The organism is Bacteroidia bacterium (assembly GCA_037045145.1).
Classification (GTDB): Bacteria; Bacteroidota; Bacteroidia; order AKYH767-A; family OLB10; genus OLB10.
The window spans coordinates 383,537-410,158 of the sequence record JBAOIA010000012.1 but is presented as its reverse complement, the minus strand read 5'-3'; the positions used below and the strand labels follow the sequence as shown (position 1 = coordinate 410,158).

Below are 26,622 nucleotides of genomic sequence, written 5' to 3'. Positions count from 1 at the left end.
ATGTTTCGGTGGTTGATTGTACGGTGGGTATAAATGAAATAGAGAGTTATAAGAATAAAATATCATTAATGCCCAATCCGGCAAAAGATGAATTAAGAATTATGAGTGATGAATTAAGAATTAAAAACATTGAAGTTTGCGATGCGCTTAATAATGTAGTGTTAGTTGAAGGTGCAGAGGCAATAGAAAAAAGCATTAAAATTAATGTCGGTAATTTTGCAAGCGGAGTTTATTTTGTAAAGGTTTTTAGTGATAAAGGTATTGCAGTTAAAAAGTTTGTTAAGGAATGATGCTGCTTCGTAGGTGCGAAGCTGTGCTTCGTTGCCTTTTATTTTAATGGCTTGCAGCCATAATTTTTATCTCTCTTTCGCTAAAAGCTAAAATAATAGAATGGCACGAGCGATACACTCGCGCCTACTTAAATAAAAAGTCATCAAGCCGTTTTTTCCGGAACAGTTTTTTGAAAAATGACTTATAAGAGTCCATATCAAACAAGGCGGAGTCGTGTGTGGCTTTGTAAACCATAAAAATTCCAATAGGCAACAACACTAATGACGATTGCCACATGCCTCTTTCTACACTGATGATTCCTTCTTTTGCCATCTTTTCTCCTGTGATGGAAATAATGTGATAGCAGAGGAAGAATGCAATGGAAATTACAATAGGTAGTCCAAGACCGCCTTTGCGGATGATGGCACCTAAAGGTGCTCCAATTAAGAACAGCAATAAACAGGCAATTGATAAAGTGAATTTGCGATGCCACTCAATTTGATATTTTACATAGGCACGATTTCTGCTCTCTAAATCATCATCAGCACTTTCTATATACGATTTGATGACACGACATTGCGACAAAGCTGTTTCAAATTTGGTGTTGTTTAGTTTGATGCTATCAGTTAGAAAAGGTTTTGCAATGGCATTGCTAACATGGATAAACAATGTTGAGTCCTTTAAAAACTGATAATATGGTTTTATATCTCTTACAAACCGTGATTTACGTTGCGCTGCCTGTAATTTAAAAGTGTCAATCATGGCATTTAATTGTTTCACATTCATCATCTGATAATTGTCTTTAAACAAGTCTTCGTTTGTTCGGTTCAGTTGAAAAGAAGATAGATCAAAACGAATTGTTTCTGATTGAAATTGTGTTCTGAGCAAGGGGTTGGTGTCATAATTTTTTTTGCGGTTTTGTTGTTCTTCGTATGAGTGTCCGTTCAATAATGTTAAAATAAGATAACGTTTATCATTGGTCATTACCATAGTGCCACTATCGGCAACCACAACTTTTTTATTTCCCATGTTGTGTGTATGATCATAAATCATGATGTTTTTGATTGATTTACCATCATCAGCTTTTTTACCTATTTTAATACTGTAGCCATCAATGCCATTGTAAAAAACACCTTCTTTAATAAACAATGCCGGCTTTTGTTGACGCACATCATAAAGCAGCGAGCCCATTTTAAGATTACTGTAAGGTAAAATGTTGTTTGAAAAATAAAAGGCGCCTAAAGAAATTATTATTGCAACCACTACTAATGGGCGCATTAACCTTTGTAAAGAAATACCTGCTGATTTTGTGGCAACAATCTCATAGTGTTCTGCCAGATTGCCAAAAGTCATTATTGATGACAACAGAATGGCTAATGGTAATGCCAAAGGAACTAATGTTGTTGACGTGTAAGCAAGTAGTTTGGTGATAGTCCACCAGTCAAGCCCTTTGCCAACAAGGTCGTCAATGTATTTCCACAGAAACTGCATTAAAAGCACAAAGAGTGCAATAAAAAATGTCATGATAAAAGGACCGATAAAAGAACCTAAAACGAGTGTGGTGAGTTTCTTAAATGGTAATTTCATCTATGGTCTGTAGCTGATATCAATACTCTGTTTTGTCAGTTTTGTTTTGCCATGAGTTAAAAACACCGGCAGCCTGTTGGTTAGGCAGATGCACCATTTTTATTTTTCTCTCAGCAGGATGAATATTTATTTCATTGTAAATAAATTCATCATCAAAACCTATTGCAGCAGCTTCCTGTCTGGTATTGGCGAAGTAAACCACATCAGGCCGTGCCCAGTAAATTGCACCCAGACACATGGGGCAGGGCTCACAGGATGTATATATTTCGCAACCATCTAACTGAAAACTATTCACCACCTTACAGGCTTCGCGAATGGCTACCACTTCTGCATGTGCAGTGGGGTCGTTGGTGGAAGTTACTTTATTATTTCCTTTGGCAATAATTTTTCCGTCTTTAACTATTACGCATCCAAAAGGGCCGCCCTCATTGTCTGTGATTGCTTTCTTGGACAAGGCTACAGCCTCTTCCATAAAATGATTGTGATTGTTCATTCATTAAAAATTAAAACTGATATCTTGTTTGATATCGGGATGGAGACTGTATGCAACAGGACATGTATGTGCTGCATTTTCTATTATTTTCTTTTCCTTATCCGAATAATTATTTTTCGGAAAAAACAATTTCACTTCAATAGCGCTGACCCTTCGCGGATCCGAAGCCATTGTTTTAGTGACTTCGGCACGCGTACCATCAATAGAAAATTGATGAGTCCTTGCAGCGATACCCATTATAGTGAGCATACAATTGGCTAACGAGGTAGCCAACAGGTCGGTAGGGGAGAAGGCTTGCGCTTTTCCCTGATTGTCGAGAGGCGCATCGGTGATTATTTCATTACCTGAAAAAACATGAACCGATTTTACGCGTAATTCGCCTATATATGTAACTTCTGATGTGGGCATAATTATGATTTTATAAGTAAGTGCCTTGCATTTTGAAGGCTTGCATCTGTAACCACTTCACCGCTTAGCATTTTTGCAATTTCAACAACTCTTTCGTCAGGAGTAAGTGTTTTTATTCTTGATTGAGCAATACCTTTTTCAATATGCTTAAAAACAAAGTAATGCGTTTTACCTTTTCCGGCCATTTGTGGCAGATGTGTTATGGCAAGAACTTGCCTGCTTTTTGAAAGTTGTTCAATGAGGTTACCAACTTTATGTGCCACCTCACCGGAAATGCCTGTGTCGATCTCGTCAAAGATGATGGTTGGCATTGATGTTTTGTTTGCGATGAGTGCTTTAATACATAACATCAATCGCGAAAGTTCACCACCGGAAGCCACCTTCGACAATTCCATTACCGTTACTCCCTTGTTTGCCGAAAACAAATAGCGAACAGCAGTTGTTCCTGTGGCTGTCAACTCTTCTGTTGACGTAAGGTCAATTTCAAACTGAGCATCGTTTAACGAAACCTCTTTCAGTAATTTTAAAATATCTTTTTTGAAATTTTGTGCAGCTTTTTGCCTGTTGCTATGAAGTTCTGCAGCAAGTTCCTTTAGTTTAAAATAAAGCTGCTGTGTTTGTTTATCACATTTCTCAATATCATCAGCAAGTGAGTGAAAAGTTTGAAGCCGATTGGCAATTTCCTGTTGCAGAACAATCAGTTCGTCAGCATTTTTTACTCTGTGTTTTTGTTGTAACTTGTTATAAGCCGAAAGTCTGTCATTTAATATTTCAAGCTGTGATGGATTTAAACTAAACTGACTTTTAAGTGCAGTTATTTCTGATGAAATATCTTTCAGTTCAATGTTGCACGACTGAATTCTTTTAAGAATATCTTCTAACGATGGATGTAAACGTGCTATGCCATTTAAACGGTTTACTGCCTGAGTAATGTTTGAAACTACATTGGTCTCACCTTCAGACAAAACATCACTTGTGCTGTCAAGTGCCAACACTATATTTTCAGTGTTGTTGAGCAGTTGTAGTTCCGATTCAATTTTTTCAAACTCACCATGTTTTAATCCGGCAGATTCAAGTTCGTCAAACTGAAATTGCAGAAACTCTGATTCAGCAATACTTTTACTTTCCAACTCTTTCAACGAGGTAAGTTCTTTCAATAAATTTCTATACTGAATATATTGATTGCTGTAATCATTTAGCAACTTCTGATTGCCTGTTGTAATATCGAGCACGTTTAGCTGAAATGCTGATGTGTTTAATGTCAATGTCTGATGCTGCGAATGAACATCTACCAAATAGCTGCTAAGTTCTTTCAGTACAGAAAGGTTTACCGGAGTGTCGTTAACAAATGCACGCGATTTACCTTCAGAATTAATTTCCCTTCTGATGATCGTATTGTTTTCAAAATCTATATCGTGCTGCGAAAAAAAATCTCTCAGGTTGTAATGTGAAATTGCAAATTCAGCTTCAATAACACATTTGCCGTTCTTGTCGAAAAGTGTTTTTGCATCGGCACGCTCGCCCAAAACAAGTCCCATTGCACCCAGCAGAATAGATTTTCCTGCTCCTGTTTCACCTGTAATAATGCTTAACCCATCAGAAAAATCAATATCCAGTTCCCGGATAAGTACATAATTTTTTATAGCAAGACGAGTTAACATGCGAAGCAGTTTTTTTTAATAAAGTATGGCAGATTATTTAATAGTATGTCCCATTTTATCACGCTTTGTCTGCAGGTAATGACGGTTATGTTCATTGGACTCGATTTCTAGCGGTATAATTTCAACAATCTCCAAGCCATATCCGATGAGGCCTGCTCGTTTGGTAGGGTTGTTGGTCATAAGTTTTAGTTTGGAAACACCTAAATCACGCAGAATTTGTGCGCCAACGCCATAATCTCTCTCATCCGGTTTAAAACCCAGTTCCTGATTGGCTTCAACGGTATCTTTTCCTGCTTCCTGTAGTTTATAGGCTTTTAGTTTATTCAATAATCCGATTCCACGTCCTTCCTGATTCATATAAACAATGACACCTTTTCCTTCTTTTTCAATCATCTGCATGGCTTTATGCAATTGTGGTCCGCAGTCGCAGCGACATGAGCCAAAAATATCACCGGTAAGGCAGGAGGAGTGAACCCTCACTAAAATAGGTTCGTCTTTTTTCCAAGCACCTTTTACTAAGGCAAGATGCTCTTGTCCTGTTGTATTTTGTTTATAGGCGAAAAGCTCAAAACTACCATAGGCAGTAGGAAGTTTCACCTCCACTTCGCGTTCAATGAGTGATTCTGTTTTCAGTCTATAGGAAATAAGGTCCTCAATAGAAATTATTTTCAGATCAAATTTCTTGGCAATTTTTACCAGATCGGGTAGTCGAGCCATCGTTCCATCTTCGTTCATAATCTCAACCAAAACACCGGCAGGCTCAAATCCGGCAAGACGGGCAAGGTCAACACCGGCTTCAGTATGTCCTGCTCTCCTTAAAACACCACCATTTTTACTTTTCAGAGGGAAAATATGTCCCGGGCGACCAAGGTCTGAAGGTTTTGTTGCGGGGTCAATTAATGCTTTAATGGTTTTCGAGCGGTCGGAGGCAGAAATTCCTGTGGTGCAACCATTCCCGAGTAAATCAACAGACACGGTAAATGGTGTTTCGTGAGAAGATGTATTGGTGGCAACCATCATATTCAAAGCTAACGCTTCGCAGCGTTGCTCTGTTAAGGTGGCGCAAATCAAACCCCGGCCATGGCTTGCCATAAAATTTATCATTTCGGGAGTGGCATTGTGGGCTGCAGTAATAAAGTCGCCCTCGTTTTCACGGTCGGCATCATCTACTACTATTACAGCTTTACCATTTTTTAGATCGGTTATAGCTTCTTCTATACTATTCAATTTCATTGTATTGTCAGGAGTCATTGTCTCTGTATCTGTTTTTGCAAATTTACAACAAGCTTTTCAATGTTTAGTTAAAATTCTTACAGCAGGAATGGATACTTTTTTTGACATTTTTCTGTATGTTAAGATGAAGTGAAGATTGCAATAGGTATATAATCTTACATACGTAATGTACGTTTATAGTAGTGTAACAAAAGGATAAAGGCCTGCGTTAAATTGCACATATCGTTCTTGATAAAGATTATTACTAAGATAGTTTGGTTTCAGGTTAATATTAAAAATGATTCAGCCTTAGCCCTGTAAGGCTAAAAGTTGAGTCACCTAAGAAAAAAAATAGTTTTAGGTTGGTTTCAGGTGTGGGCTGTCCCGTAAGATGGCCCGACATCTGCATTTTAAATTAGGATTTGGTTTTAGGGTTATACTTTTAAAAATCACCGCCAACGTGGCGGTGATTTTTTGCTTTTAAACGTTTTTGGTCTTTACACATCGAAACGTGAATAACTTTCAATTAAAAGAAAGGTTGTTGGTAAGATAAATCGTGCTATATTTGCCGACATAAACATTATAAACTTTATTAAAAAATGAAAAAATTAAGCTTATCAAAAACACTTTTGACAGGTGCTGTAGTAGCCCTAATGGCAGCAGGATTTACCGCATGTAAAAAAGACAGCGATCCTGATCGTAAGAAATTCTTAGGTTCTTTCTCTGTAACTACAGGAACTATTTCATGTGGTGTAACAGGAAATGGAACTATTGCAGCTGGTACTGCTGTAGTTATTACAGAAAATTCAGGTGGTGATGAAAAAGTAAACGTTAGCGTTGGTGGCCAATTATCAGTAGTTGCTACTGCAAACGGTAATACCATTACTCTTGACAACCAAACTGTAAGTGGATTTACTTACACAGGTACTGGTACATTAAGCAGCAACACATTAACATTGTCTATCAATGAGTATGATGCTACAGTTCCTGAGAATTGCGTTTACAGCATGACTGCAAACAAATAATTGTTTTGCATAAAACATAGAAAAAGAGGGCATTGCCCTCTTTTTTTGTTTAAGTCAGTTTGTATTTGTTAAAGAAATTGAATTTTCTACACTTTACTTCTATCAGTACAAAAAGCATGGTTGAAGTAGTGTTCAATATTATTAGAGTATGACCATAAAAAAAAAGCTACCCTTTTGGGCAGCCTTTTTTATCTATTACTTAAAATAAAATTATTTCAATTTATCTTTAAGCTTCTTAGGTGCATTTTCACCTTCTTTCTTTCCTGCATCTGTAGCATTTTTTGTTTCAGCGCCAACCTTATCTTTCAAAGAACCGCCTTGTTTCTGTGGTTCAACTTTCTTAGGCTCTTCTTTTGCAGGTTTTGAAGCAGGTTTAGTGGCCCCTTTTTTACCTTTAGCAGCTTCTTCAGCAGCAGCAATAGAATCTTGTGCAGCTTTTTCGGCAGCAGCTTGTGCTTCTGCAACCATGGCCATTGAGTCCTGATAGGCTTTCTCAGCAGCTGCAGCATTTACAGCGTCAATAGAATCTTGTACTCTTTTTGCCTCAGCGGCTTTCTCTTCTGCGCTTGGTCCGCAGGCGCTCAGCAGAAATAGGCCTGCTACAGATAGCGCTAGTAGTGATTTTTTCATTTTTTTATTGAATTGATTGAAATTTGTGGCGAAATTAATACTTTAATAGGCAGGTTTTCAATATTTTTTTGATATTAGATATTAACAGCTTAAAGTTAATGGTTATTAACACTAAAGTCATCTGCTTTTAATGGTTACAATGCCTATAAGTTATATTTGCCGACTGCATGTCGAACAGAAAAATTGTATTGTTTTTATGGGCATTCCTGATTGCGGTATATTCGTTATTACGCATTTCCTTTGTCATTCTAAACTTTAGTTCTTTCAGTCTAAATAGCCCCACAGAAATTTTAATGGTGCTTTTTGCCGGTCTTCGCTTTGACCTTAGTGCTATTTTTATAACAAACGTGCTTGTTTCAGTCATATTACTATTGCCGCTTAAGTTTCATCAAAAATCAGCAAGAATTGTAATTACATCATTGTTCTTACTCTCAAATCTCCCATTTCTGCTTTTTAACCTAATTGATGTCGGTTATTTTCATTTTACACAAAAACGTACTACTGCCGATTTTTTTGGTGTAGCCATGTTAGGCGATGATTTCTTCAATATGTTACCATCGTTGTTACGCGACTATTGGGGGCTGTTAACCGGATTTCTGATTCTTTCTGTTGTACTTTATAAGTCATTTCTGTGGTTCATAAAACAGAGAACAGGAAAAAGCAGATGGTGGTTTGTTGAAATTGCAGTTACCATTGGTTTAACAGTTCTTTTATTCAGAGGTGGATTACAGTACAAACCTATTTCAGTACTAACTGCAGCACGCTATACAAGCAATCAGAATGTAGCAACAGTACTCAACACCACATTTACCATCCTGAAAACAATTGGAAAAGATGAACTGAAGAACTACGACTTTGACAAGAAGATTCCTTCAGATTTGACATACTTCAATCCGCAGCATAGTTATGCAAACTCAGGAGTATTTAAACCAATGAATGTGGTATTAATTATCATGGAAAGTTTTGGTAAAGAATATACAGGTTATTTTAATCAGGGCAAGGGTTATACACCGTTTTTAGACTCATTAATGCAGCACAGTTTAACGTGTACCAATGCCTTTGCCAATGGCAAGAAATCTATTGAAGGCATACCGGGTATTGTTTCAGGAATTCCCGCATTAATGAACACTCCATACATCAGTGGGCAATACAATAGTAATAACCTGAATAGTCTGCCTTTTCTGCTAAAAAAATATGGTTATACTTCTTCGTTTTATCATGGAGGGAATAATGGCACAATGGGTTTTGAGAATTTTACCAAAATGGCCGGGTATGATCATTATGTTGGAAGAAATGAATATGGCGACAAAGATTATGATGGTACATGGGGGGTTTATGATGAACCATTCTTTCAGTTTTTTTGTCATGAATTAAATAAACAAAAACAACCTTTTGTTGCCACCATTTTTTCACTTTCATCACATCATCCTTATGCAATACCGCCTCAATACAATTCAAGATTTAAAGAAGGTGAGCAGCCAATACATCAGTCGGTGCGATATGCCGATTATGCACTTCAGCAATATTTTGATTGTGCTAAAAAACAATCATGGTATCATAACACACTTTTTATTATTACAGCAGATCATACAGGGCCTTCAGTGGTAAGTCAGTATCAAACACGAACAGGAATTTACGAAGTTCCAATTGTGTATTTTGCTCCTGATGACAGCCTGCTACAAGGGCAGTATGAAAATGTTACGCAACATACCGATATAGTTCCCGGGGTATTAAATTATTTGCATTATCCGGACAGTTTTAAGTTTTTCGGCAATAGTATTTTCGATAAAACTGTAAGCATCCGTTTTGCGGTTAGTTTTCTTGATGGCTCCTATCAGTTGATTACCAACAACAGCATTTCTGTTACAGACTTTGACTCAGAGTATCATTTTGTACTGCGTAATGCAAAAGCAGTGAACGATTCTGCAGAAGCTTCAAACACATTAAAAGTATTTGTTAGTTTGTATAACAGAAGCATGATTCACAATAAACTTACAGAAGATGAGTAGCGGCAAGCGTGTAATGTTTATTTTAAATCCCATAGCAGGGCATGGGCTCAATGAGAATATTGTTGCTGTTGCTAATGAAACGCTCAGTAAGTATGCAATTGAAAGTGTCTTTAAGAAGACTGAATTTGCAGGACATGCAACTACACTTGCAGCAGAAGCTGTAAGAGATAAAGTGAATTTGGTTGTTTGCGTTGGTGGCGATGGTACTGTAAACGAAACTGCACAAGTATTGAAGGATAGTGAAACGGCTTTGGCTATTATACCAACCGGATCAGGAAATGGACTTGCCCGACATTTACGCATACCAATGGATTATAAAAAAGCTATTGCATTATTGATTGAAGGAAAGCAAGTTGCAATTGATACCTTTTTGGTTAATGGCAGGTTTGCCGTAAACCTTGTAGGAGTAGGTTTTGATGCACTTGTGGCACATCGTTTTGCAGCGCTAAAAGTTAGAGGGTTGAAGTCTTACATCAATACTGTTATACGAAGTATTTCTGACTTTGAAGAAATGAAATTTATTGATGTAGAAGGGAAGCAACAAAGAGCATGGATGATGTGCATAGCCAACAGCTCGCAGTTTGGCAATAATGCACGCATTGCACCTCATGCACAGGTCAACGATGGCTTGCTTGATATTGTACTTGTAAAGCGACCTTCTATAATGCAAATGATACCTTTTGCAGTTAAAATGTTCAATGGTAAATTAGGAACATCCAATAGTTACAAGTGCATAAAGGCAAAAAAATATTCAGCACAATTTAATAATGCTCAGCCATTGCATATTGATGGCGAACCTGCAGGGATGGTCTCTTCTGTTGAAGTACAGATAATTCCGCAATCATTAAATATTATTATTCCATAAAATGTCAAAGAAGAAAAACGAAAGCTCAGGAATTGTTTACAGCACCAATCCTGATTTTAAATTCAACAACAATAACAACATTGAATCTGTTACACCGGCACCGGCACAGCAGGATTTAAGAGTTATGAGAGACAGTAAGCAACGTGGCGGAAAAACTGTGACACTGATAAAAGGATTTGTAGGAAAAGAGGAAGATATTGAAAAACTCACAAAGATGTTAAAAACAAAATGTGGTACAGGAGGAACTTTTAAAGATGGTGAAATTATTATACAGGGAGATCAAAGAGAAAAAGTTTTTGATTTATTATTAGCCGCAGGATACAAGGTAAAAAAAGCAGGAGGATAGTATAAAAAAAGCCATCAGTAAACTGACGGCTTTTTTGAGGTCGAGAGTAGATTTGAACTACTGTAAAAAGTCTTGCGGACTTTTGCCTATACTCTCGGCCACTCGACCTAGTAATGTTGAATAAATTTCAACGAAAACAAAGAAATAAAGTTTCATCAATTATACAAAATACTTTTTGGTGAATGGCGTGTTTTATTTGGTAAAAGTATTTTTGGCTGATTTTACCTCTAAAAATAGTTAATTTAAGAATCTGACAATTACTATGATTATACTCAAAATTGAGTATTTTTTAAGAGATAAATTATTTTATGAGAAGCATCTTCAAAGCAGTGTAGGTCATATTTCTATGTGAAAAACACTTTTAGTTATAATTCAGCGGATTGTTTTTTTTTCAGGACCTCTAAAAAATCAACTGCAATCTGTTTTCTTGAAAATTTGCTTAACACAAATTGTTTTCCGTTTTTCCCTAATGTTGTGCATAGTGTTTTGTTTTCATAAAGGTTTTCCATGGCAGAAGACAGTTCATTTACATTTTCCGGCTCAAAATAAATTCCTGCATTCGCCTGATTGATAAATAACTCTCTTGCTTCGCCATCAACGCCTAATAAAATAGGTTTCCCGAGTGCACAGTTTTCGAAAATTTTAGATGGAATAGCGCCTTTAAAAAGATCAAGACGTTTGAGAGGAATAATTGCAGCATCGGAGGCAGCAACTACTTGTAGTGCGACTTTTTTGTCAACTGCACCGGTAAAAATAAAATTATTTAAACCAGATTTATCTGCTAATGTTTTCAAACTTTCCAACTCAGGACCATCACCACAAAAGATTATAATTACATTTTTGGAAATAAATTTTTCTGCTGCATGAATGATAATTTCCAATCCTTGTGCATGGCCCATCACGCCTGTATAGCTAAAAATAAAACTATCATCTGAAAGATTGAAATTCTTGCGACATTCGCCCTTGTTGAGATTTAAATTAACCACATCATCAGAAATTCCATTGGGTAGCCAATGCAGGTTCTCTAAATGTGTTCGCTCTTTAATGTTTTGAATGATACCCTGTGTTTGTCCGGTAATCAGAAAAGATTTTCTATAAAGAAAAAGTTCAAGACGCTCAGCCATCTTCAAAAGAGATTTATTGGTAATGACACCAAGTTTTTCGGCTGACTCAGGCCAGAGATCGGAGATGTTAAAAATAAATTTTGATCTTTTTATTCTGGAGAGGAGCCACCCTGTTAGTCCTAAAAACAAAGGAGGACTTTCACAAATGATGATATCCTGTTTTTTAAGTTTTAAAATGCCCCAGATGAACGAAGAAATCACAAACGAAAAATAATTAAACAGTCGCGGAATAACAGAGCGGCTTTTGCCGACATATATCCAACTTCTGAGAATTACAATTTCATTAATGCTCTCTGAAATAAAATACTGGCCTTTATAGTTGGCGTGAATTTGATTCTGCGGATAATTAGGCATTGCTGTAAGAACGGTTATTTCATGTCCTTCATTTTTTAACTGTAACGCAAGGTCTGAAAGGCGATTTTGCGGAGCGCCAGTCTCAGGAGGGTAATATTGAGTAAGGATGGTGAATTTCATGGATGGCAAAGTTAATTATTGAGGTATTCATTTACCATTTGGTTAATGCTTTGTTCCCACTCAAAATATTTGATAACATAGATTCTTCCATTCACGCCCATCTCGTTTCTCTTTTCCGGATGGTTGATAAGGAATAATATTTTTTCAGCAAGTTTTTCTGGAGTTACCTCATCAATTAAGAAACCGGTTTTATTATCTTCAACAACTTCGCAAAGCCCACCCACGTTTGTTGCAATAACAGGCTTTTCACAAGCTGAAGCTTCGAGAACAGAAACGCCCAGGCTTTCATACACAGAGACATTTATAAAGATATCAATGGCATTATGATATTCTACAACTTTATTTTGTTCTACCTTTCCGGTAAATATGACATCATTACCTAAACCTAAATTGTTTACTTGTTGTTTGAGCTTACTTTCTAAAGAGCCACCACCAACAATCAGTAATTTGCAATTGTCAATTTTATATTTGTTTTTCAGGATATTTAATGCTTCAATTACAAGAGGAATATTGTAAACCGGTTCAAGCGACTTAATGATTCCAATTGTAATACCTGAAAATCTTTTATCAGAAGTAGTTGGTCTGAATAATTTTGTGTCAACTCCAAAGGGTATAACTTTAACTTCTTTAGATACTAGGTCGTTTAATTGACGTTTTAGGTATTGGCTTGAACACATTAGCTTATCAGAGCTTTTAAGGATTTTTTGCAAGAGCAGTTTATGAAAAAAACTTTTACGTGGAAAATCAATAATGTCACTTCCCCAAACTGAAATATAGAACGGTTTAAATTTTGAAAGATAGCCAAGCAATCCATAACTTGTTGCATAATGTGCATGTACTATATCGGGTTTAAATTGTCTGATTACTTTACTTAAAGCAGGTAATGCTGCGAGATAGGTTATTTTAGATAAATGATGTTCACCTTTTTTGGAGCGATTATTTACAAACAGTTTTATATTCTTTTCGTTTATCCAAAGAGTATCAGTCGGGCTCATAGAAAAGACTGCAATCTCAAAGCCTCTTTCAGCAAGTGCTATGCACCATTTTTTGGTGTGGATAGAGTCTGCATTAGCAAGCAGCAAAATCTTCATAGCTTATGAGGATGGTAGTGGATTATAATTTTCGCTGCGTAATGAAGCAAGTAAATAGGCGGTCAGATATGTCATGTTGGGAAGAAAAGACTGTTGTGACCAAAAATCTGAAAAAATAAATATTCCTAACATGATTGCTACTGCAGTTTCAAAACTCCTATGGCTTGAAGAACGGTAATATTTTATAATCAAAATTATTATACAACTAAGCCAGAAAAAATATGCTGTAATGCCAACTATTCCTGTTTCTGCCAACACTCCTAAAAATGTATTATGTGTACTCAGTGGTAGATTTTTATCATTACGTTCTAATTGCACTCCGAATTTTTGAGGTAGTGAATCTAACTGTCGAGGGAAGCTGCCGCTTCCAATACCGGTTACAGGATGGCTAAGAAAGGCTCCAATACTTTTATCCCATAAATACAATCTATATTGAATGGTGCCACCGCCAACTGAATGTTCGTCTTCTTCTAAGTGAATTTTTCCTTCTTTGATAGCATCTTCAAATCGTTCCTTTGCTGCACTGATAACTGATTGCATGGAATAAAGTGTAATGCTATGAACAATAGTAACAACTACTAAAGTTATAGCAAATCTTTTAAAGAAACCTTGTTTATAGGCAATTATGATAACTACAATCATGCCTACTGCTAATTGGATTAATGCTGCACGTGTTTGTGTAGCCATTATTCCGGTAAGTAAAATATTAATGGCAAATATTAAAATAATTAAATTCTGTGATTTTGTAAGTAAGAATAAAAACAGAATGAAAAGCACCATCATCTGATATGATGGTATTCCGAAGAAAATGCCTCTTAGATGTCCTCCTGTTTGAATGACCATGTTTAAGCCAAGAAAACATTCAATCAATAACCCACATGCCAATCCAGCAATAAAAATATTTCTGTTGGCTTTAGATTGCAACAGGTTGGTCAGGATAATTAATCCTAATAAAACTTCGGCAAACCTCAGAATGCTGAAATATTGAATGGATTCATATTGTTTTGCAAAGAGCAGAGAAATTACTCGGGTTGCCATTACTAGTAAGAGGGCAATCAGAATTCTTCTTTCAATACCTGCTAAAACCCGAAGCCTGATTATGAAAAAAGCAGTTGAGAAACTTATTATTTCTACTAAGTTAAAAAGACTAATCTTATAACTTCCGGGCAGTTGAATAAACCAGTCGAATGCAATACTTTTAGAGTAAGGCACTGCCATAAAAGATGTAATTGCCAGGCAGAAGCATAAAATCTTTTGAAGCAGTTGATACGTGTTGTTGGCCGGTATGCTATTGGGAGTAACAGTCATTGTCTTGAACTGCAAAAATAAAAATAAGGTTATAGCAGGGGTAGAGAATTACCTTGAATCATCCCTGATTTCTGAGGTTACACCAGAAATGCTATAGATCCAATAAATGACATAAATGAGATATAGCGATTGAAGTGCTGTAAATAAGGTGACCACAAGCAATGGATTATTAAAATAAAAGCCACCTAACAACAAAGAAATTACCATCAAAATATTTCCGGCAATTGTTATTGTGAATTGTCGTTTTTGCTTGCCCATGATGATAGGAATCTGCCCCAATGGTGTTCTGATAAAGTCAAGAAAAAACCAGGGAGCAAGTATTTGAGCATACTCGCCTGACTGCCGCCAATTTTCGCCAAAGACAAAAGCAAAAAGTTGTGGCCCTGCTAAAATTAATGGTAACACAATTGGTATAGCTATGAAAGCAGTGCGTTGAATAGATTTTTTAATAATGGGCTGAATATTTTTTCCTTCATTATACTGATGTGCTGCATCCTGTATAAAAACCTGTCCCATGCTGTATCCTATCAGGTTAAATGGAGCTTGTAAAACCCTCATGGTAAGTCCGTACAGACCTACAACAGCAGGGCTGAAAAATGCAGTCAGAAAATAGATGACTCCGTTAATTAGCAGCATATCGGCAATAGATTGCCATAAATTTACTTTAGGAAAAGCTTCGTATTTTTTTGCAACATTTTTTAATGCAGTCAAATCAAAGCCAAGCGTAAATGGTTCAGACTGCTTTTGAATATTAAAGTATAGCATGATGGAGGCAACAACACCGCCTGTAACAAAGCCTGCAAGCAATCCCATTGAAATAAAACCTGCAAGCCCTGGGAACGATGGCTGCATCATATCGCAAACAAACGATTACCGATAGTCCGGTAAGTAAACTCATGAAAGTGGCTAAATGACCAAAATCTTCGGGAGTGTAAAGCCTTGAAAATAATGGCGCCAAAGCTACGCTAATAAGCTGCGCAATGACGCTACCCGTTATAAGGGTTCCCAGATTACGGTAATATGTTTTATGTTCAGTTGCTGCCATGAGAACTGCCTGAAGGCTGTTACTTGGCGTAATTTACCGCACGTTTCTCACGGATAACCGTAACTTTTACTTGTCCCGGATAGGTCATCTCTGTCTGAATTCTTTGTGCCAGGTCGAAGCTGAGTGTATCGGCTTGCTGGTCACTAACTTTTTCGCTTTCAACTATAACACGCAATTCACGTCCTGCTTGTATGGCAAATGATTTCTCTACACCGGGATAGGAGAGGGCAAGTGCTTCGAGGTCTTTTAGTCGTTTGATGTATTGCTCAACTATTTCGCGTCTTGCACCCGGGCGCGCACCTGATATGGCGTCACAAACCTGAATGATAGGGCTGATAAGGCTTGTCATTTCAATTTCATCGTGGTGAGCACCAATGGCATTGCATACTTCAGCATTTTCTTTATTCTTTTCGGCAAGTTTCATTCCGAGAATTGCATGTGGTAATTCAGGCTCATCGTCAGGCACTTTTCCTATATCATGTAATAGGCCTGCACGTTTGGCAAGCTTGGCATTTAATCCCAATTCACTGGCCATAATGGCACAAAGGTTGGCAACCTCACGTGAGTGTTGTAACAAATTTTGACCATAAGAAGATCGGTATTTCATTCTGCCTACCATGCGAATCAATTCAGGTGCAAGACCGTGAATTCCTAAGTCAATACAGGTGCGTTTCCCGGTTTCTATAATTTCTTCTTCAAGTTGCTTGCGTACTTTATTCACCACTTCTTCAATTCGTGCAGGGTGAATACGTCCGTCACTCACCAACTGATGCAGCGCAAGTCGTGCTAACTCGCGTCTGACAGGATCGAAGCCACTCAGAATAATTGCTTCGGGAGTATCGTCAACAATAATTTCTATTCCTGTTGCAGCTTCAAGTGCTCTGATGTTTCTTCCTTCGCGACCAATTACACGGCCTTTTACGTCATCGTTCTCAAGATTGAAAACAGTAACAGAATTTTCAACAGCATGCTCTGTTGCCACACGCTGAATGCTTTGAATGATGATGCGTTTTGCTTCTTTATTGGCAGTTAATTTAGCTTCATCCATAATCTCTTTGATATAAGATTGTGCATGAGTGCGGGCTTCGGCTTTGAGTGTTTCCATTAACTGCGTTTTGGCTTCATCCTGGCTGATGCCTGCAATTTTTTCAAGAGCCTGAACATGCTTTTGAAGTGATTTGTCAACTTCCTGCTTACGGGCTTCTACAATCTGCATCTGTCCTTTGAGGTTGCTCTGCAAGGCTTCATACTCCTGATGTTTGCGAGAGTTTTGTTCAAGTTTTTGATTCAGTTCACGCTCTTTTTGTTTGATACGGTTTTCTGAGTCAGAAATTTTCTTGTCTTTTTCAGCAATCATCTTCTCATGCTCTGATTTTAGCTGGAAAAATTTTTCTTTTGCTTCAAGAAGTTTATCTTTTTTAATAACCTCACCTTTAGCTTCTGCTTCCTTTATCAGCGTATCCGCCTGTTGTTGAGCTGCACCTACTATTACAGCATTGTTCTTTTTTGTTACGAGGAAGGTTATAATTGCTGCTATCAATGCCGCACCTATTCCAACTCCTATGATTATTGGATCCATTTTTTAATAAAATAATTTTATATCCCCATAGGGATTTTTTGTTAAACTTTCATTCTGCAAAACACGAAACCAATCTTAAGGCTAAAGATTTGAATTCAGTTTAACGTTTTTGAAAAAGCCGAATGAACAAGCTGCACAGCAATGCACAGCAATGATTATGGTTCTTTAGTATTTATTAAACAACTCCGGCTGCGCCAGAAAACCGTTTAATAATGCATCCAGCGACTCCAGTTTTTCCATACGAGTATTTTCTGATTTCTTGCCGGAAGCCTGTTGGCTTATGAGTTCTCCGGCAATACTAAATGCACACATTGCCAGAATATCCTGATTGTCATTAACTGCATAAGATTTACGTAATGCAGCAATTTTATCATTTAAAAGCTTTTCAGCTTTTAAGATATTCTCTTGATCGGCTGCAGGAACCTTTAGGTTCAGTTGTCTGTTGCCGACATTTATAAGCATGGATACCGTTTCCATTTTATTCTTACTTATCCAATAATGCAAGACACTTGTCAATCTCCTGCACGTATTCGTCAATTCTTGATTTCAAAAATTTATTCTCTTCTTTTGTTTCTGTTGTTTCGTTGGTGGCTAAATTAAGTGATTTATTTGTTTCCTCCAACTGAGTCAACTGTTGCCCCTGCATATCAATCTTTTGCTCATGGTGGCGCATCTTTTCTGTAAGGCTTTTAACCTGCTCTGTCAATTGACGGTTTTCATCTTCATACATGGCTTTTTCTTCTGCCAGGTTTTTATTGAGTTCAATTAGTTTTTGAATTTTTGATTCAATAGCTTTGATTTTTTCGAATTGCTGATCCATAATTATTTGATTAAATGGTTTTTGATTCAGTAAAAATATTATTCCTGATTGTATTACGACCTCATCAAACTAAAAATTAGCAACAACACTTTGTTAATTATTCAAAATAAGGGCAACTGTCCTTAAAACATAATACTTTGGATTGTAATTGTTTGTTATAACTCTGTTTAAGTAATTGAAGTTATTTATTTGTAAAACAGTTGTTTGTACGAAATAATAGATGTTATTGTGTTAAACATCGCTATCTTCCGGTTTAGTTGAAACCTCTTATTTTTGCCAACTTCATGACTAAGTATTTTTTCACATTCCTTTTTGCTTCTGTAATTTTAATTGCTCAGGCTCAAAAAACTCCTTCAAAAATAGAATTGGTACATGCCAATACTTTGGAAGGTGATGATGCTTTGGGTAAAGATGTAAGACGTCTTTTAGGAGAAGTGGTTTTTAAGCAAGAAAACACATTTATGTATTGCGACAGTGCCTATCTCTATGCTGCAACAAACAGTATGGATGCTTTTGGGAATGTGCGGATTGAACAAGGCGATACCATTAGTCTAACTGGTGACATTTTAAAGTATAATGGCAACAGCAGACAAGCGCGTTTACTCAACAACATTATTTTTAGCGACAGAAAAATGACTCTTGTTTCACAAAACCTCAACTATAATCTTGATACAGGTATTGCAGATTATGTTGATGGCGGTCGGATTGTTGATGGCGCGGATACTTTAACCAGTCGCTTTGGCACGTACTTTAGTAATCAGAAAAAATTAGCATTTAAGAAAGATGTTGTATTGAAGCATCCCGGATATAGAATGGAAACCGACACCCTGGTTTATGGAACGGTTAATAAGGTTGCCGAATTTTATGGCCCATGTTATATTCGTTCAAACGACAGTTCCGTTATTTACTGTGAGAACGGGTGGTACAATACGATGACCGATAAAGCCTTCTTCAGTAAAAATGCTTTTGTTCAGAATAAAAATCAAATTCTTAAAGGCGACAGTATGTTTTTTGACAATAAGTCCTCAGCCGGAGAAGCATTTAAAAATGTTAGCATTACGGATACAACAGAAAAAATCGTTGTCAATTCTGACTATGGATATTATAATGGGAAGAGGGGCAATTCTTTTATGACTGGCAATTTACTGATGACTAGGATGTTTGAAAAAGACAGTTTGTATATGCATGGCGACAGTCTTACATCATTGTTTGATTCAACAGGAAAAGCAATTTCTTATGCGGTTTACCACAATGTTAGAATGTATAAGAAAGACTTGCAGGCAACTTGTGATTCTCTGATATACACTGCTGCAGACAGCATGTTGAATTTATATCACAATCCGGTGATGTGGAATGAAGCCAATCAGCTTACTGCAGATTCTATTTCAATGCTTATTACTTCTGCCGGTATTCAAAAATTGTTTCTTAATCAGTCTGCATTTATTACCTCTAAAGAAGACAGCATTCGGTTTAATCAACTTAGAGGAAAAACCATGGTTGGACATTTTAAAGACAATATGTTGAGTAAAATTGATGTTTTCGGCAATGGTCAGAGTATTTATTTTGCTAGAAATAAAAAGAACGAACTAACAGGAGTCAATCGTGCCGACTGTAGTAACATGATTATAATAATTAAAGATAGCAAAATCAGTAAACTTAAACTTATAGAAAAACCTGATGCAACATTTTATCCAATTGGCGAACTTGCAGCCTCAGAGCTGATGTTAAAAGGGTTTAACTGGCAGGAAAGTAAGCGCCCTGTGGACAAGAATGATATTTTTAGAAAAAATTAGTACAAATGTTTAAACTTAAATTACCAACAGACCCACGATGGGTAAATATAGTTGAGACAAATATTCCTGAAATTCTTACTGACCATGCCTGGTGTGAGCAGAAGGCTGCAAGCAATGCCATATCCCTGATTGTTCGTTTTCCGGAATATACAGAAATGGTGAAAGTATTATGTGATATTGCCAGAGAAGAAATGGAGCATTTCAGAATGGTGGTTGAGAAAATGGAACAGCGTGGCTGGACTTTGGGTCCCGAGAGAAAAGATGATTATGTGAACCGTATTTATCAGTTTCAGCGCAAAGGAGGAACCCGTAACCAGCGAATGGTTGACCATCTGCTTTTTGCCGCAATGATAGAAGCACGCAGTTGCGAAAGATTCAAAGTGCTAAGTGAAAACATAAAAGACAATGACCTTGCCGCATTTTATCGGGAGTTGATGATAAGTGAAGCCAATCACTACACAACATTTATAAACTTTGCAAGAGAGCATGCAACAGATGATGATGTAGAAAAACGTTGGGAGGAATATCTTGCATTTGAGGCAGAGATTATTGCTCAATTTGGTAAGAAGGAGACTGTGCACGGTTAATTTAAATGAAAGTAAGACAAACAGTGTTATGAAAGATATTTCGATTATTATTCCTATTTATAATGAAGAGAACAACATCCATCTGTTACATGAAAGTCTCACTTCTGTTGTTTCAAAAATCAGCAACAGTTATGAACTTATATTTATTAATGATGGCAGCCGCGACAATAGCCTTTCAATGGTAAAGGCACTTGCTGCAAATGACCAACATGTTTACTATATAAACTTCAGCCGCAACTTTGGACATCAAATTGCTGTTAGTGCAGGACTGGATTTTTGTACCGGAAATGCTGTAGCCATTATTGATGCCGACTTGCAAGACCCACCGGAGTTGATTCAGGAAATGTATCAAAAAATGAAAGAGGGATTTGAGGTTGTTTATGCAAAACGGAAAAGCAGAGATGGCGAAAACTTTATAAAAAAATTTACAGCAAAAATTTTTTATAGAATACTTGCCCGAATTACCTCTGTAGAAATTCCTGTTGACACCGGAGATTTCCGCATTATGGATCGTAAAATCGTTGATGTGCTTAAACACATGCCTGAGCAACAGAAATATTTGCGTGGACAAATACCCTGGATTGGTTTCAGGCAAACCTTTGTAGAATACGACCGCAAAGAGCGGCATGCTGGCGAAACAGGTTATACCTACAGAAAAATGATGCGTTTTGCTATTGATGGGATTACCTCATTTTCAACAGCTCCATTAAAATTTGCTACTGCCAGTGGCTTTGTAGTTTCTTTTATTTCTTTTATCTGGATATTGTATGCACTTTACTCACGCTTTATCATTAAAGATTATGTGCAGGGATGGACATCTATAATGATTGCTGTCTTATTTCTTGGAGGGGTACAACTTATTTGTATTGGAATCATTGGAGAATACATCAGCCGCATGAGTGCCAATATCAGAAACAGACCATTATATGTTGTGCAAGATACCAACATACAATCATGATAGCATAAAGAAAAGTTTTATGAGTCACAACCATCAGTACTGCAACTTTCTCCAGAGGTTATTTGTAAACCGGATTGCGGATTAGTTTCAAGCCATTCACTGTAAGATTTGTTCAATGTGTCGAGAAATACTTCTGTTGGTTGCGCACCTGAAATAGCGTACTTTCTGTTGAAAACAAAAAAAGGAACTCCGGTTACACCGATTGCTCTTGCTTCCTGAATATCCTGATCTACTTCATAAGCATAAAGGTCGTCTGCCAATGCTGTTGTAACCTCTTCTTTAGTTAATCCTGATGCAATGCCAATAGCAATTAATTCAGCATCATCAGCAAGGTTTTTTCCCTCGGTAAAATAAGCGTTAAACATATTTTCTTCAACCCGGTCGGCAAGTCCTTTCTTTTTTGAAAATTGAATAACACGATGTGCCTTGACCATATTGGCAACTACTAATTTGTCTAGTTGATAATCCAGTCCTGCTTGTTTGGCCATGGCAACCACATGTTCATGCATTTTTACCGACTGTGCAAGGCTGATGCCTTTTCTTTCGGCCAGATATTCATAAACATTAAGTGGTTTCTCAAATTCCAGTGGAGTTTCAGGATCTAGCAAATAGCTTTTCCATTTCAACTCTATATTATTCTTGCCTGCAAATTGTTTTAATGCATTTTCATAGTGACGTTTGCCGATGTAGCAAAAGGGGCACATAATGTCGCTCCAGATTTCAATTACCATTTTTTTTAAATATTATTTTGACGGATAAACAACAACTACTGAAAATAGTTTTTTAAGTGATGGCTATCCACTGTTGACAGTGTTGATGAAGAATTAGGTAAGGAGATAATTTGATAATTCAGAATTGTTATTACGTATTGCAGATAACCTTGTGCTTTAACCTAAGGAATATAAGAGCCTTTTCTCCATCGTTGAAAAGGCAGGCACAAAAAAAGCCTCGCTTATTGACGAGGCTTTTTCTACAAATCAAAATGAAACTTTTTTATTTTTTCTTGGTCTCAGCTGTCTTAACAATTTTTTCTTCAATACGTGCAGCCTTACCTGAAACATTACGCAGGTAATAGATTCTTGCTCTACGAACAACACCGCGTTTGTTTACATCAATTTTAGTAATTTTAGGGCTGTACAGTGGAAAAATACGTTCAACACCTACACCATTAGAAATTTTACGAACGGTAAATGTTTGTGTAGCTCCATGTCCTTTACGTTGAATAACTACGCCTTGAAACTGCTGCTCGCGCTCTTTATTACCTTCAATAATTTTATAGAAAACGGTAATGGTATCACCAGCTTTGAAATCCGGAGTATCTTTTACCGGTATTAACTGTTTTTCTGCTAATTTAACTAAATCCATCGCTTTAATGTTTTGATGATGATAAATTTTGGGAGTGCAATAATAGTAAAAAAAGCTTTAGGGAAATAAGATTTCTCCTAACTTTTTAAAATTTATTTAAAAAACCGCATTTTATTGAAAAACAGTTATTTGCTGTTGTTGTCAGATAAGTCCGGTCTTCTTATTTGGGTACGTTCCAGGCTTTGTAGGTGCCGCCATTCATTAATAAGGCTTTCATTACCGGATAAAAGAACTTCAGGAACATCCCAGCCTTTGTAATTTGCCGGTCGGGTATAAACAGGTGGTGCCAGCAGGTTATCCTGAAAAGAGTCAGACAGGGCCGAGGTTTCATCATTTAATACTCCCGGAATAATTCTGATGATACTATCACATAGTACAGCTGCGGGTAGTTCACCACCTGAAAGAACATAGTCGCCCACAGAAATTTCGCGTGTAATAAGATGCTGCCGCACTCTTTCATCAACACCTTTGTAATGACCACAAAGGATGATGATGTTTTTTTTCAGCGACAGGCTATTGCTCATTCCCTGGTTAAGTTGTTCGCCATCGGGTGACATATAGATGACTTCGTCATAAGTTCTTTTTGATTTAAGGTCTGCAATACAGTGGTCAATAGGTTCTATCATCATCACCATTCCGGCACCACCGCCAAAGGCATAGTCGTCAACGCTTTTATGTTTGTTGGTGGCATAGTCGCGAAGGTTAATGATATTTATTTCAACAAGATTTTTCTGAATGGCTCTTTTAAGAATAGAATGACTGAAAGGGCCTTCAAGCAAACCGGGATGTACTGTTATAATATCAATGTGCATCATCAGATTTCAGTGGTTTTGGCCTGGTTCCAAAAAACATCCATTTGCGCCAACGATAGTTCATGTAACGTTTTTCCTGATTCCTTAACCTTTTCTTCCATATACCTGAAACGTGAAATAAATTTTCTGTTAGTGCGCTCTAATGCCTCATCAGGATTCAAGTTGTGAAAACGTGCGTAATTGATTAAGGCGAATAAAACATCTCCTAATTCGGCAGACATTTCTTTTTGGTCTTTGCGAGACACTGCTTCCTGAAATTCGTTGAACTCTTCTTCAACTTTTTCCCACACCTGCTCGGGTTTTTCCCAGTCGAAACCTGCACCCCGAGCTTTCTCCTGGATGCGTTGGGCTTTTACCATACTGGGTAATGAGCGTGGCACTCCTTCTAATACAGATTCCTTACCTTCTTTCATTTTTAACTTTTCCCAGTTACGTTTTACTTCTTCTTCATCGGCAACAGCAATTTTTTGTCCATCGGCAGCAGGATAAATATGTGGATGACGCGAAATTAATTTTTCACATTCTGTATTAATTACATCAGCAATGTTAAATAAGTTTTTTTCTTCAGCTATGCGCGAATAAAAAATCAGATGCAGCATAATGTCGCCCAATTCTTTTTTAACCTCTTCCAAATTGTTGTCTAAGATGGCATCACTCAATTCATAAACCTCTTCAATGGTGAGATGCCGTAGCGACTCAATAGTTTGCTTTTTATCCCATGGGCATTGTGTACGCAGTTCGTCCATGATGGTACAAATTCTTTTAAAGGCATTTAATTTTTCTTCCATTGTTAAAAGCATTTTCTTTGCAAAGGTATGATTCATAAAGAAGGCATTAGTTTTCTGTCCACACTATTTTTACTCATGATGACTGTTGCTGTACAAGGGCAGCAAGTCACACATGGTACGTGGATACTTGGCGCAGAGGGGCATTATGGTTTTGTAATGGCTCACCGGCCTTCTGTTCAACCACTGCAGCATAGCCATCTTGGTGGTATGATGATTACATTATCACATCAGGCAGATGGCAAGCGGACATGGCAGCAACATTTTCATTTTCCTGAAACAGGAGTTAAATATGGTTTTTTTGGTTTGGGAAATAAAGAACAGTTAGGTTATGGTCATGTAGTATATCCATACATTGACATTCCACTCGGCAGGTCAGAAAAGCCATTTCTGCATTTTCAATTTGGATGGGGATTGGGATATGTTACAAAACCTTATAACAGAAATGAAAATTATCAGAACGTAGCTATTGGCTCACATCTGAATGCTGTTATTGCATTTAACCTTCACTCGGAGTTTTGGTTTACTAAACGAGATAGAATAGCTCCTGCCATAGGGCTGACGCATTTTTCAAATGGAAGTACAGCAATGCCAAACCTCGGTATTAATTTAATCTCGACACAACTACATTACAGCCATTCTTTTGGTGAGCCAAAAAGTATTATCAAGCAAGAGTCTCTGCCATTTGAAAATAGAAACCGATTCACGATTTTTGGAGCATGGGCATTTAAACAGGTTTATCCTCTAGCGGGACGCACCTGGTATGCATGGACGCTTTCTCCAGCATTTTTAAGACAGTACAGCCCTAAATCAGCGGCAGGCATAAGCGTTGATATGTTTTATGACCCGACTATTAATTACAGACTTGAATATGAAGACATGAAAACACAAGGTACGTGGTCAAATTTTCGTGGAGGTGTTGCAGGAGCGTATGAGATTATTTTTTCAGATTTTTCTGTTATACTGCAAATGGGTGTTTATGCAAAAAATGATTGGAAGAAAGATGGCTTGTTCTACAACAGATTAGGTATGCGTTACCGCATTTATGATGGAATGTTTGCTTGCATCAACTTGAAAACACATATTGCAAGAGCCGATTTTATAGAGTGGGGGATAGGATATAATTTTAATAAAAAAGCATGGAATTAAAAGAACTATTGTTGTGGGTAATTGCGTCAATACTGGTGCTGAATTATCTGTTGAGTATGAGTTTGTCTATTTTAAATTTATTAAATTTATCAGAAAAGCAACCGGATGAACTGAAACAATTTTATGATGAAGAAAGGTATAGAAAATCACAACAATATGAACATGAGAAAAGCCGCTTTGGGATGCTTAGTGAAACAGTCATGTTTATCATATCATTCTTTTTTCTGATTTATGGTGGTTATGGTTGGCTTGATGGCTGGACACATGGTATTACTACAGATTTGTTATGGTCCACTTTGCTGTTTTTTGGAATTTTTGCACTCTTCAGTGATTTAATAAGCATACCGTTTTCTCTTTATTCCACCTTCGTAATTGAAGCACGTTATGGATTTAACAAAACAACATTTGCTGTCTTTATTTCAGACAGAATTAAAGGATATTTTCTTGCCGGAGCATTAGGTGGAAGTCTATTGGCCTTGTTTGTTTTGTTTTATCAATATACAGGAAGTGATTTTTGGATTTACATGCTTGTAGTCTTTGCTTTCTTTATGGTATTATTGAATATGTTTTACACTTCGTTGATTCTGCCAATGTTCAATAAACTTACTCCGTTGGCTGATGGTGAAGTGCGTACTGCAATTGAGAATTATTGTCAGAAAAACAAATTTGAAATTACAAACCTCTATGTAATGGATGGAAGCAGACGATCATCAAAAGCAAATGCGTTTTTCAGTGGATTAGGCAAAAAGAAAAAGATCGTACTTTTTGACACCCTGGTAAATAATTATTCGAAAGATGAGTTGGTTGCTGTGTTGGCTCATGAAGTGGGACATTACAAGAAAAAGCATACACTTTTTTCAATGATATTTTCTATACTCCAAACGGCTTTAATGTTGTGGTTACTTTCTGTTTTTATCAATAATGAATGGTTTTCATTAGCTTTGGGAGGAACAGACTACAGCCTGGCATTAAGTCTAATAGCGTTTACTTTATTGTATTCGCCTTTATCACTTATTACAGGAATTCTGATGAATATTTATTCCAGAAAGAATGAATTTGAAGCGGATAATTTTGCAAGAGTAACATTCAGTGCAGAAGCGTTAGCAAGTGCATTAAAAAAACTCAGTTCAGATAGTTTGTCAAACCTTACCCCGCATCCAATGTATGTATTCTTTTATTACTCGCATCCGCCTTTATTGCAGCGGTTAAAAGCGTTGCAGGTGTAG

At 37.0% G+C, this 26,622-nt stretch carries 27 protein-coding genes; 10 read left to right on the top strand and 17 right to left on the bottom strand.

Translation table 11 applies throughout. The annotated features are described in order from the left end of the window. Positions 1-23: 23 nt before the first annotated feature. The gene (locus tag V9G42_11135; protein ID MEI2759971.1) at positions 24-290 is read left to right on the top strand and encodes a T9SS type A sorting domain-containing protein; all 267 of its coding nucleotides are present in this window, start codon (positions 24-26) and stop codon (positions 288-290) included. Between the two features lie 124 nt (positions 291-414). Here V9G42_11135 and V9G42_11130 read toward each other — a convergent pair whose 3' ends face one another. Genes V9G42_11130 through V9G42_11110 form a run of 5 tightly spaced genes read right to left on the bottom strand, consistent with a single transcriptional unit; the run spans position 415 to position 5,670 of the window. Beyond that, positions 415-1,857 carry an LptF/LptG family permease gene (locus V9G42_11130; GenBank protein MEI2759970.1) on the bottom strand — a complete coding sequence of 481 codons (1,443 nt, stop codon included), beginning with the start codon at positions 1,855-1,857 and terminating at the stop codon, positions 415-417. Between the two features lie 19 nt (positions 1,858-1,876). Then, positions 1,877-2,350 (bottom strand): nucleoside deaminase, encoded by a 474-nt coding sequence (locus V9G42_11125; GenBank protein ID MEI2759969.1) that lies wholly within the window; start codon positions 2,348-2,350, stop codon positions 1,877-1,879. A 3-nt stretch (positions 2,351-2,353) separates the two neighbouring features. Beyond that, positions 2,354-2,758, bottom strand: a complete 405-nt coding sequence (locus V9G42_11120) for an OsmC family protein (protein MEI2759968.1) — start codon at positions 2,756-2,758, stop codon at positions 2,354-2,356. Between the two features lie 2 nt (positions 2,759-2,760). After that, positions 2,761-4,419 (bottom strand): DNA repair protein RecN, encoded by a 1,659-nt coding sequence (gene recN, locus V9G42_11115; GenBank protein ID MEI2759967.1) that lies wholly within the window; start codon positions 4,417-4,419, stop codon positions 2,761-2,763. Between the two features lie 33 nt (positions 4,420-4,452). Further along, positions 4,453-5,670, bottom strand: coding sequence for a bifunctional 3,4-dihydroxy-2-butanone-4-phosphate synthase/GTP cyclohydrolase II (locus V9G42_11110; GenBank protein MEI2759966.1), 1,218 nt, complete (start codon positions 5,668-5,670; stop codon positions 4,453-4,455). Between the two features lie 560 nt (positions 5,671-6,230). Here V9G42_11110 and V9G42_11105 point away from each other — a divergent pair. After that, positions 6,231-6,656, top strand: a complete 426-nt coding sequence (locus tag V9G42_11105) for a hypothetical protein (protein ID MEI2759965.1) — start codon at positions 6,231-6,233, stop codon at positions 6,654-6,656. A 210-nt stretch (positions 6,657-6,866) separates the two neighbouring features. Here the strand turns inward: V9G42_11105 and V9G42_11100 are convergent, their stop codons facing one another. Next, a complete protein-coding gene (locus tag V9G42_11100) occupies positions 6,867-7,286 on the bottom strand; it encodes a hypothetical protein (protein ID MEI2759964.1) in 420 nt (139 codons plus the stop codon). 167 nt (positions 7,287-7,453) lie between these two features. On the opposite strand from V9G42_11100, the gene V9G42_11095 reads away from it, so the two are divergent. Genes V9G42_11095 through V9G42_11085 form a run of 3 tightly spaced genes read left to right on the top strand, consistent with a single transcriptional unit; the run spans position 7,454 to position 10,506 of the window. After that, positions 7,454-9,295 carry a sulfatase-like hydrolase/transferase gene (locus V9G42_11095; GenBank protein ID MEI2759963.1) on the top strand — a complete coding sequence of 614 codons (1,842 nt, stop codon included), beginning with the start codon at positions 7,454-7,456 and terminating at the stop codon, positions 9,293-9,295. After that, a complete protein-coding gene (locus V9G42_11090) occupies positions 9,288-10,160 on the top strand; it encodes a diacylglycerol kinase family protein (GenBank protein ID MEI2759962.1) in 873 nt (290 codons plus the stop codon). The genes V9G42_11095 and V9G42_11090 overlap by 8 nt, the downstream gene beginning before the upstream one ends. 1 nt (position 10,161) lies before the next feature. Beyond that, the gene (locus V9G42_11085) at positions 10,162-10,506 is read left to right on the top strand and encodes a translation initiation factor (protein ID MEI2759961.1); all 345 of its coding nucleotides are present in this window, start codon (positions 10,162-10,164) and stop codon (positions 10,504-10,506) included. Between the two features lie 365 nt (positions 10,507-10,871). Here V9G42_11085 and V9G42_11080 read toward each other — a convergent pair whose 3' ends face one another. The 7 genes from V9G42_11080 to V9G42_11050 all read right to left on the bottom strand — a co-directional run bounded on the left by V9G42_11080 (position 10,872) and on the right by V9G42_11050 (position 17,947). After that, entirely contained in the window at positions 10,872-12,104 is a 1,233-nt protein-coding gene (locus tag V9G42_11080) for a glycosyltransferase family 4 protein (GenBank protein MEI2759960.1), read from the bottom strand. 11 nt (positions 12,105-12,115) lie between these two features. Beyond that, positions 12,116-13,195, bottom strand: a complete 1,080-nt coding sequence (locus tag V9G42_11075) for a glycosyltransferase family 4 protein (protein MEI2759959.1) — start codon at positions 13,193-13,195, stop codon at positions 12,116-12,118. A gap of 3 nt (positions 13,196-13,198) precedes the next feature. Beyond that, complete coding sequence (locus V9G42_11070) at positions 13,199-14,503, bottom strand: O-antigen ligase family protein (GenBank protein MEI2759958.1); 1,305 nt, start codon at positions 14,501-14,503, stop codon at positions 13,199-13,201. Between the two features lie 48 nt (positions 14,504-14,551). Beyond that, positions 14,552-15,358: an oligosaccharide flippase family protein gene (locus V9G42_11065; GenBank protein MEI2759957.1), complete on the bottom strand. Its 807-nt coding sequence runs from the start codon at positions 15,356-15,358 to the stop codon at positions 14,552-14,554. 209 nt (positions 15,359-15,567) lie between these two features. Next, positions 15,568-17,127, bottom strand: a complete 1,560-nt coding sequence (rny, locus tag V9G42_11060) for a ribonuclease Y (protein ID MEI2759956.1) — start codon at positions 17,125-17,127, stop codon at positions 15,568-15,570. Positions 17,128-17,292: 165 nt separating this feature from the next. Further along, entirely contained in the window at positions 17,293-17,604 is a 312-nt protein-coding gene (locus tag V9G42_11055; GenBank protein ID MEI2759955.1) for a cell division protein ZapA, read from the bottom strand. A 7-nt stretch (positions 17,605-17,611) separates the two neighbouring features. Next, positions 17,612-17,947: a hypothetical protein gene (locus tag V9G42_11050; GenBank protein ID MEI2759954.1), complete on the bottom strand. Its 336-nt coding sequence runs from the start codon at positions 17,945-17,947 to the stop codon at positions 17,612-17,614. A gap of 284 nt (positions 17,948-18,231) precedes the next feature. On the opposite strand from V9G42_11050, the gene V9G42_11045 reads away from it, so the two are divergent. The 3 genes from V9G42_11045 to V9G42_11035 are packed head-to-tail and all read left to right on the top strand — an operon-like array spanning position 18,232 to position 21,285. Next, positions 18,232-19,740: an OstA-like protein gene (locus V9G42_11045; GenBank protein ID MEI2759953.1), complete on the top strand. Its 1,509-nt coding sequence runs from the start codon at positions 18,232-18,234 to the stop codon at positions 19,738-19,740. 5 nt (positions 19,741-19,745) lie between these two features. Next, positions 19,746-20,327, top strand: coding sequence for a tRNA-(ms[2]io[6]A)-hydroxylase (locus tag V9G42_11040; GenBank protein ID MEI2759952.1), 582 nt, complete (start codon positions 19,746-19,748; stop codon positions 20,325-20,327). Positions 20,328-20,355: 28 nt separating this feature from the next. Beyond that, positions 20,356-21,285: a glycosyltransferase family 2 protein gene (locus V9G42_11035; GenBank protein ID MEI2759951.1), complete on the top strand. Its 930-nt coding sequence runs from the start codon at positions 20,356-20,358 to the stop codon at positions 21,283-21,285. A gap of 17 nt (positions 21,286-21,302) precedes the next feature. Here the strand turns inward: V9G42_11035 and V9G42_11030 are convergent, their stop codons facing one another. The 4 genes from V9G42_11030 to mazG all read right to left on the bottom strand — a co-directional run bounded on the left by V9G42_11030 (position 21,303) and on the right by mazG (position 24,250). After that, on the bottom strand, positions 21,303-22,016 hold the full coding sequence (locus V9G42_11030; GenBank protein MEI2759950.1) for a DsbA family oxidoreductase: 714 nt from the start codon (positions 22,014-22,016) through the stop codon (positions 21,303-21,305). A 262-nt stretch (positions 22,017-22,278) separates the two neighbouring features. Beyond that, positions 22,279-22,650 (bottom strand): 50S ribosomal protein L19, encoded by a 372-nt coding sequence (gene rplS, locus V9G42_11025; protein MEI2759949.1) that lies wholly within the window; start codon positions 22,648-22,650, stop codon positions 22,279-22,281. Between the two features lie 125 nt (positions 22,651-22,775). Then, complete coding sequence (trmD, locus tag V9G42_11020) at positions 22,776-23,462, bottom strand: tRNA (guanosine(37)-N1)-methyltransferase TrmD (protein MEI2759948.1); 687 nt, start codon at positions 23,460-23,462, stop codon at positions 22,776-22,778. 2 nt (positions 23,463-23,464) lie between these two features. After that, positions 23,465-24,250, bottom strand: coding sequence for a nucleoside triphosphate pyrophosphohydrolase (gene mazG / locus V9G42_11015; protein ID MEI2759947.1), 786 nt, complete (start codon positions 24,248-24,250; stop codon positions 23,465-23,467). Between the two features lie 27 nt (positions 24,251-24,277). Here mazG and V9G42_11010 point away from each other — a divergent pair, with 27 nt between their 5' ends. Together V9G42_11010 and V9G42_11005 are read left to right on the top strand one after the other, a co-directional pair. Then, positions 24,278-25,396, top strand: a complete 1,119-nt coding sequence (locus V9G42_11010) for an acyloxyacyl hydrolase (protein MEI2759946.1) — start codon at positions 24,278-24,280, stop codon at positions 25,394-25,396. Next, a complete protein-coding gene (locus V9G42_11005; protein ID MEI2759945.1) occupies positions 25,387-26,622 on the top strand; it encodes a M48 family metallopeptidase in 1,236 nt (411 codons plus the stop codon). Before V9G42_11010 ends, V9G42_11005 begins: the two co-directional genes overlap by 10 nt.

Coding starts and splice junctions, on each gene's coding strand:
- mazG (MEI2759947.1), bottom strand. CDS start 24,250: ATGGAAGAAAAATTAAATGCCTTTAAAAGAATTTGTACCATCATGGAC.
- V9G42_11040 (MEI2759952.1), top strand. CDS start 19,746: ATGTTTAAACTTAAATTACCAACAGACCCACGATGGGTAAATATAGTT.
- V9G42_11130 (MEI2759970.1), bottom strand. CDS start 1,857: ATGAAATTACCATTTAAGAAACTCACCACACTCGTTTTAGGTTCTTTT.
- V9G42_11010 (MEI2759946.1), top strand. CDS start 24,278: ATGATTCATAAAGAAGGCATTAGTTTTCTGTCCACACTATTTTTACTC.
- V9G42_11080 (MEI2759960.1), bottom strand. CDS start 12,104: ATGAAATTCACCATCCTTACTCAATATTACCCTCCTGAGACTGGCGCT.
- V9G42_11005 (MEI2759945.1), top strand. CDS start 25,387: ATGGAATTAAAAGAACTATTGTTGTGGGTAATTGCGTCAATACTGGTG.
- V9G42_11065 (MEI2759957.1), bottom strand. CDS start 15,358: ATGATGCAGCCATCGTTCCCAGGGCTTGCAGGTTTTATTTCAATGGGA.
- V9G42_11100 (MEI2759964.1), bottom strand. CDS start 7,286: ATGAAAAAATCACTACTAGCGCTATCTGTAGCAGGCCTATTTCTGCTG.
- V9G42_11045 (MEI2759953.1), top strand. CDS start 18,232: ATGACTAAGTATTTTTTCACATTCCTTTTTGCTTCTGTAATTTTAATT.
- V9G42_11125 (MEI2759969.1), bottom strand. CDS start 2,350: ATGAACAATCACAATCATTTTATGGAAGAGGCTGTAGCCTTGTCCAAG.
- V9G42_11030 (MEI2759950.1), bottom strand. CDS start 22,016: ATGGTAATTGAAATCTGGAGCGACATTATGTGCCCCTTTTGCTACATC.
- recN (MEI2759967.1), bottom strand. CDS start 4,419: ATGTTAACTCGTCTTGCTATAAAAAATTATGTACTTATCCGGGAACTG.
- V9G42_11090 (MEI2759962.1), top strand. CDS start 9,288: ATGAGTAGCGGCAAGCGTGTAATGTTTATTTTAAATCCCATAGCAGGG.
- rplS (MEI2759949.1), bottom strand. CDS start 22,650: ATGGATTTAGTTAAATTAGCAGAAAAACAGTTAATACCGGTAAAAGAT.
- V9G42_11035 (MEI2759951.1), top strand. CDS start 20,356: ATGAAAGATATTTCGATTATTATTCCTATTTATAATGAAGAGAACAAC.
- V9G42_11105 (MEI2759965.1), top strand. CDS start 6,231: ATGAAAAAATTAAGCTTATCAAAAACACTTTTGACAGGTGCTGTAGTA.
- V9G42_11120 (MEI2759968.1), bottom strand. CDS start 2,758: ATGCCCACATCAGAAGTTACATATATAGGCGAATTACGCGTAAAATCG.
- V9G42_11075 (MEI2759959.1), bottom strand. CDS start 13,195: ATGAAGATTTTGCTGCTTGCTAATGCAGACTCTATCCACACCAAAAAA.
- V9G42_11110 (MEI2759966.1), bottom strand. CDS start 5,670: ATGACTCCTGACAATACAATGAAATTGAATAGTATAGAAGAAGCTATA.
- rny (MEI2759956.1), bottom strand. CDS start 17,127: ATGGATCCAATAATCATAGGAGTTGGAATAGGTGCGGCATTGATAGCA.
- trmD (MEI2759948.1), bottom strand. CDS start 23,462: ATGCACATTGATATTATAACAGTACATCCCGGTTTGCTTGAAGGCCCT.
- V9G42_11050 (MEI2759954.1), bottom strand. CDS start 17,947: ATGGATCAGCAATTCGAAAAAATCAAAGCTATTGAATCAAAAATTCAA.
- V9G42_11085 (MEI2759961.1), top strand. CDS start 10,162: ATGTCAAAGAAGAAAAACGAAAGCTCAGGAATTGTTTACAGCACCAAT.
- V9G42_11055 (MEI2759955.1), bottom strand. CDS start 17,604: ATGGAAACGGTATCCATGCTTATAAATGTCGGCAACAGACAACTGAAC.
- V9G42_11095 (MEI2759963.1), top strand. CDS start 7,454: ATGTCGAACAGAAAAATTGTATTGTTTTTATGGGCATTCCTGATTGCG.
- V9G42_11070 (MEI2759958.1), bottom strand. CDS start 14,503: ATGACTGTTACTCCCAATAGCATACCGGCCAACAACACGTATCAACTG.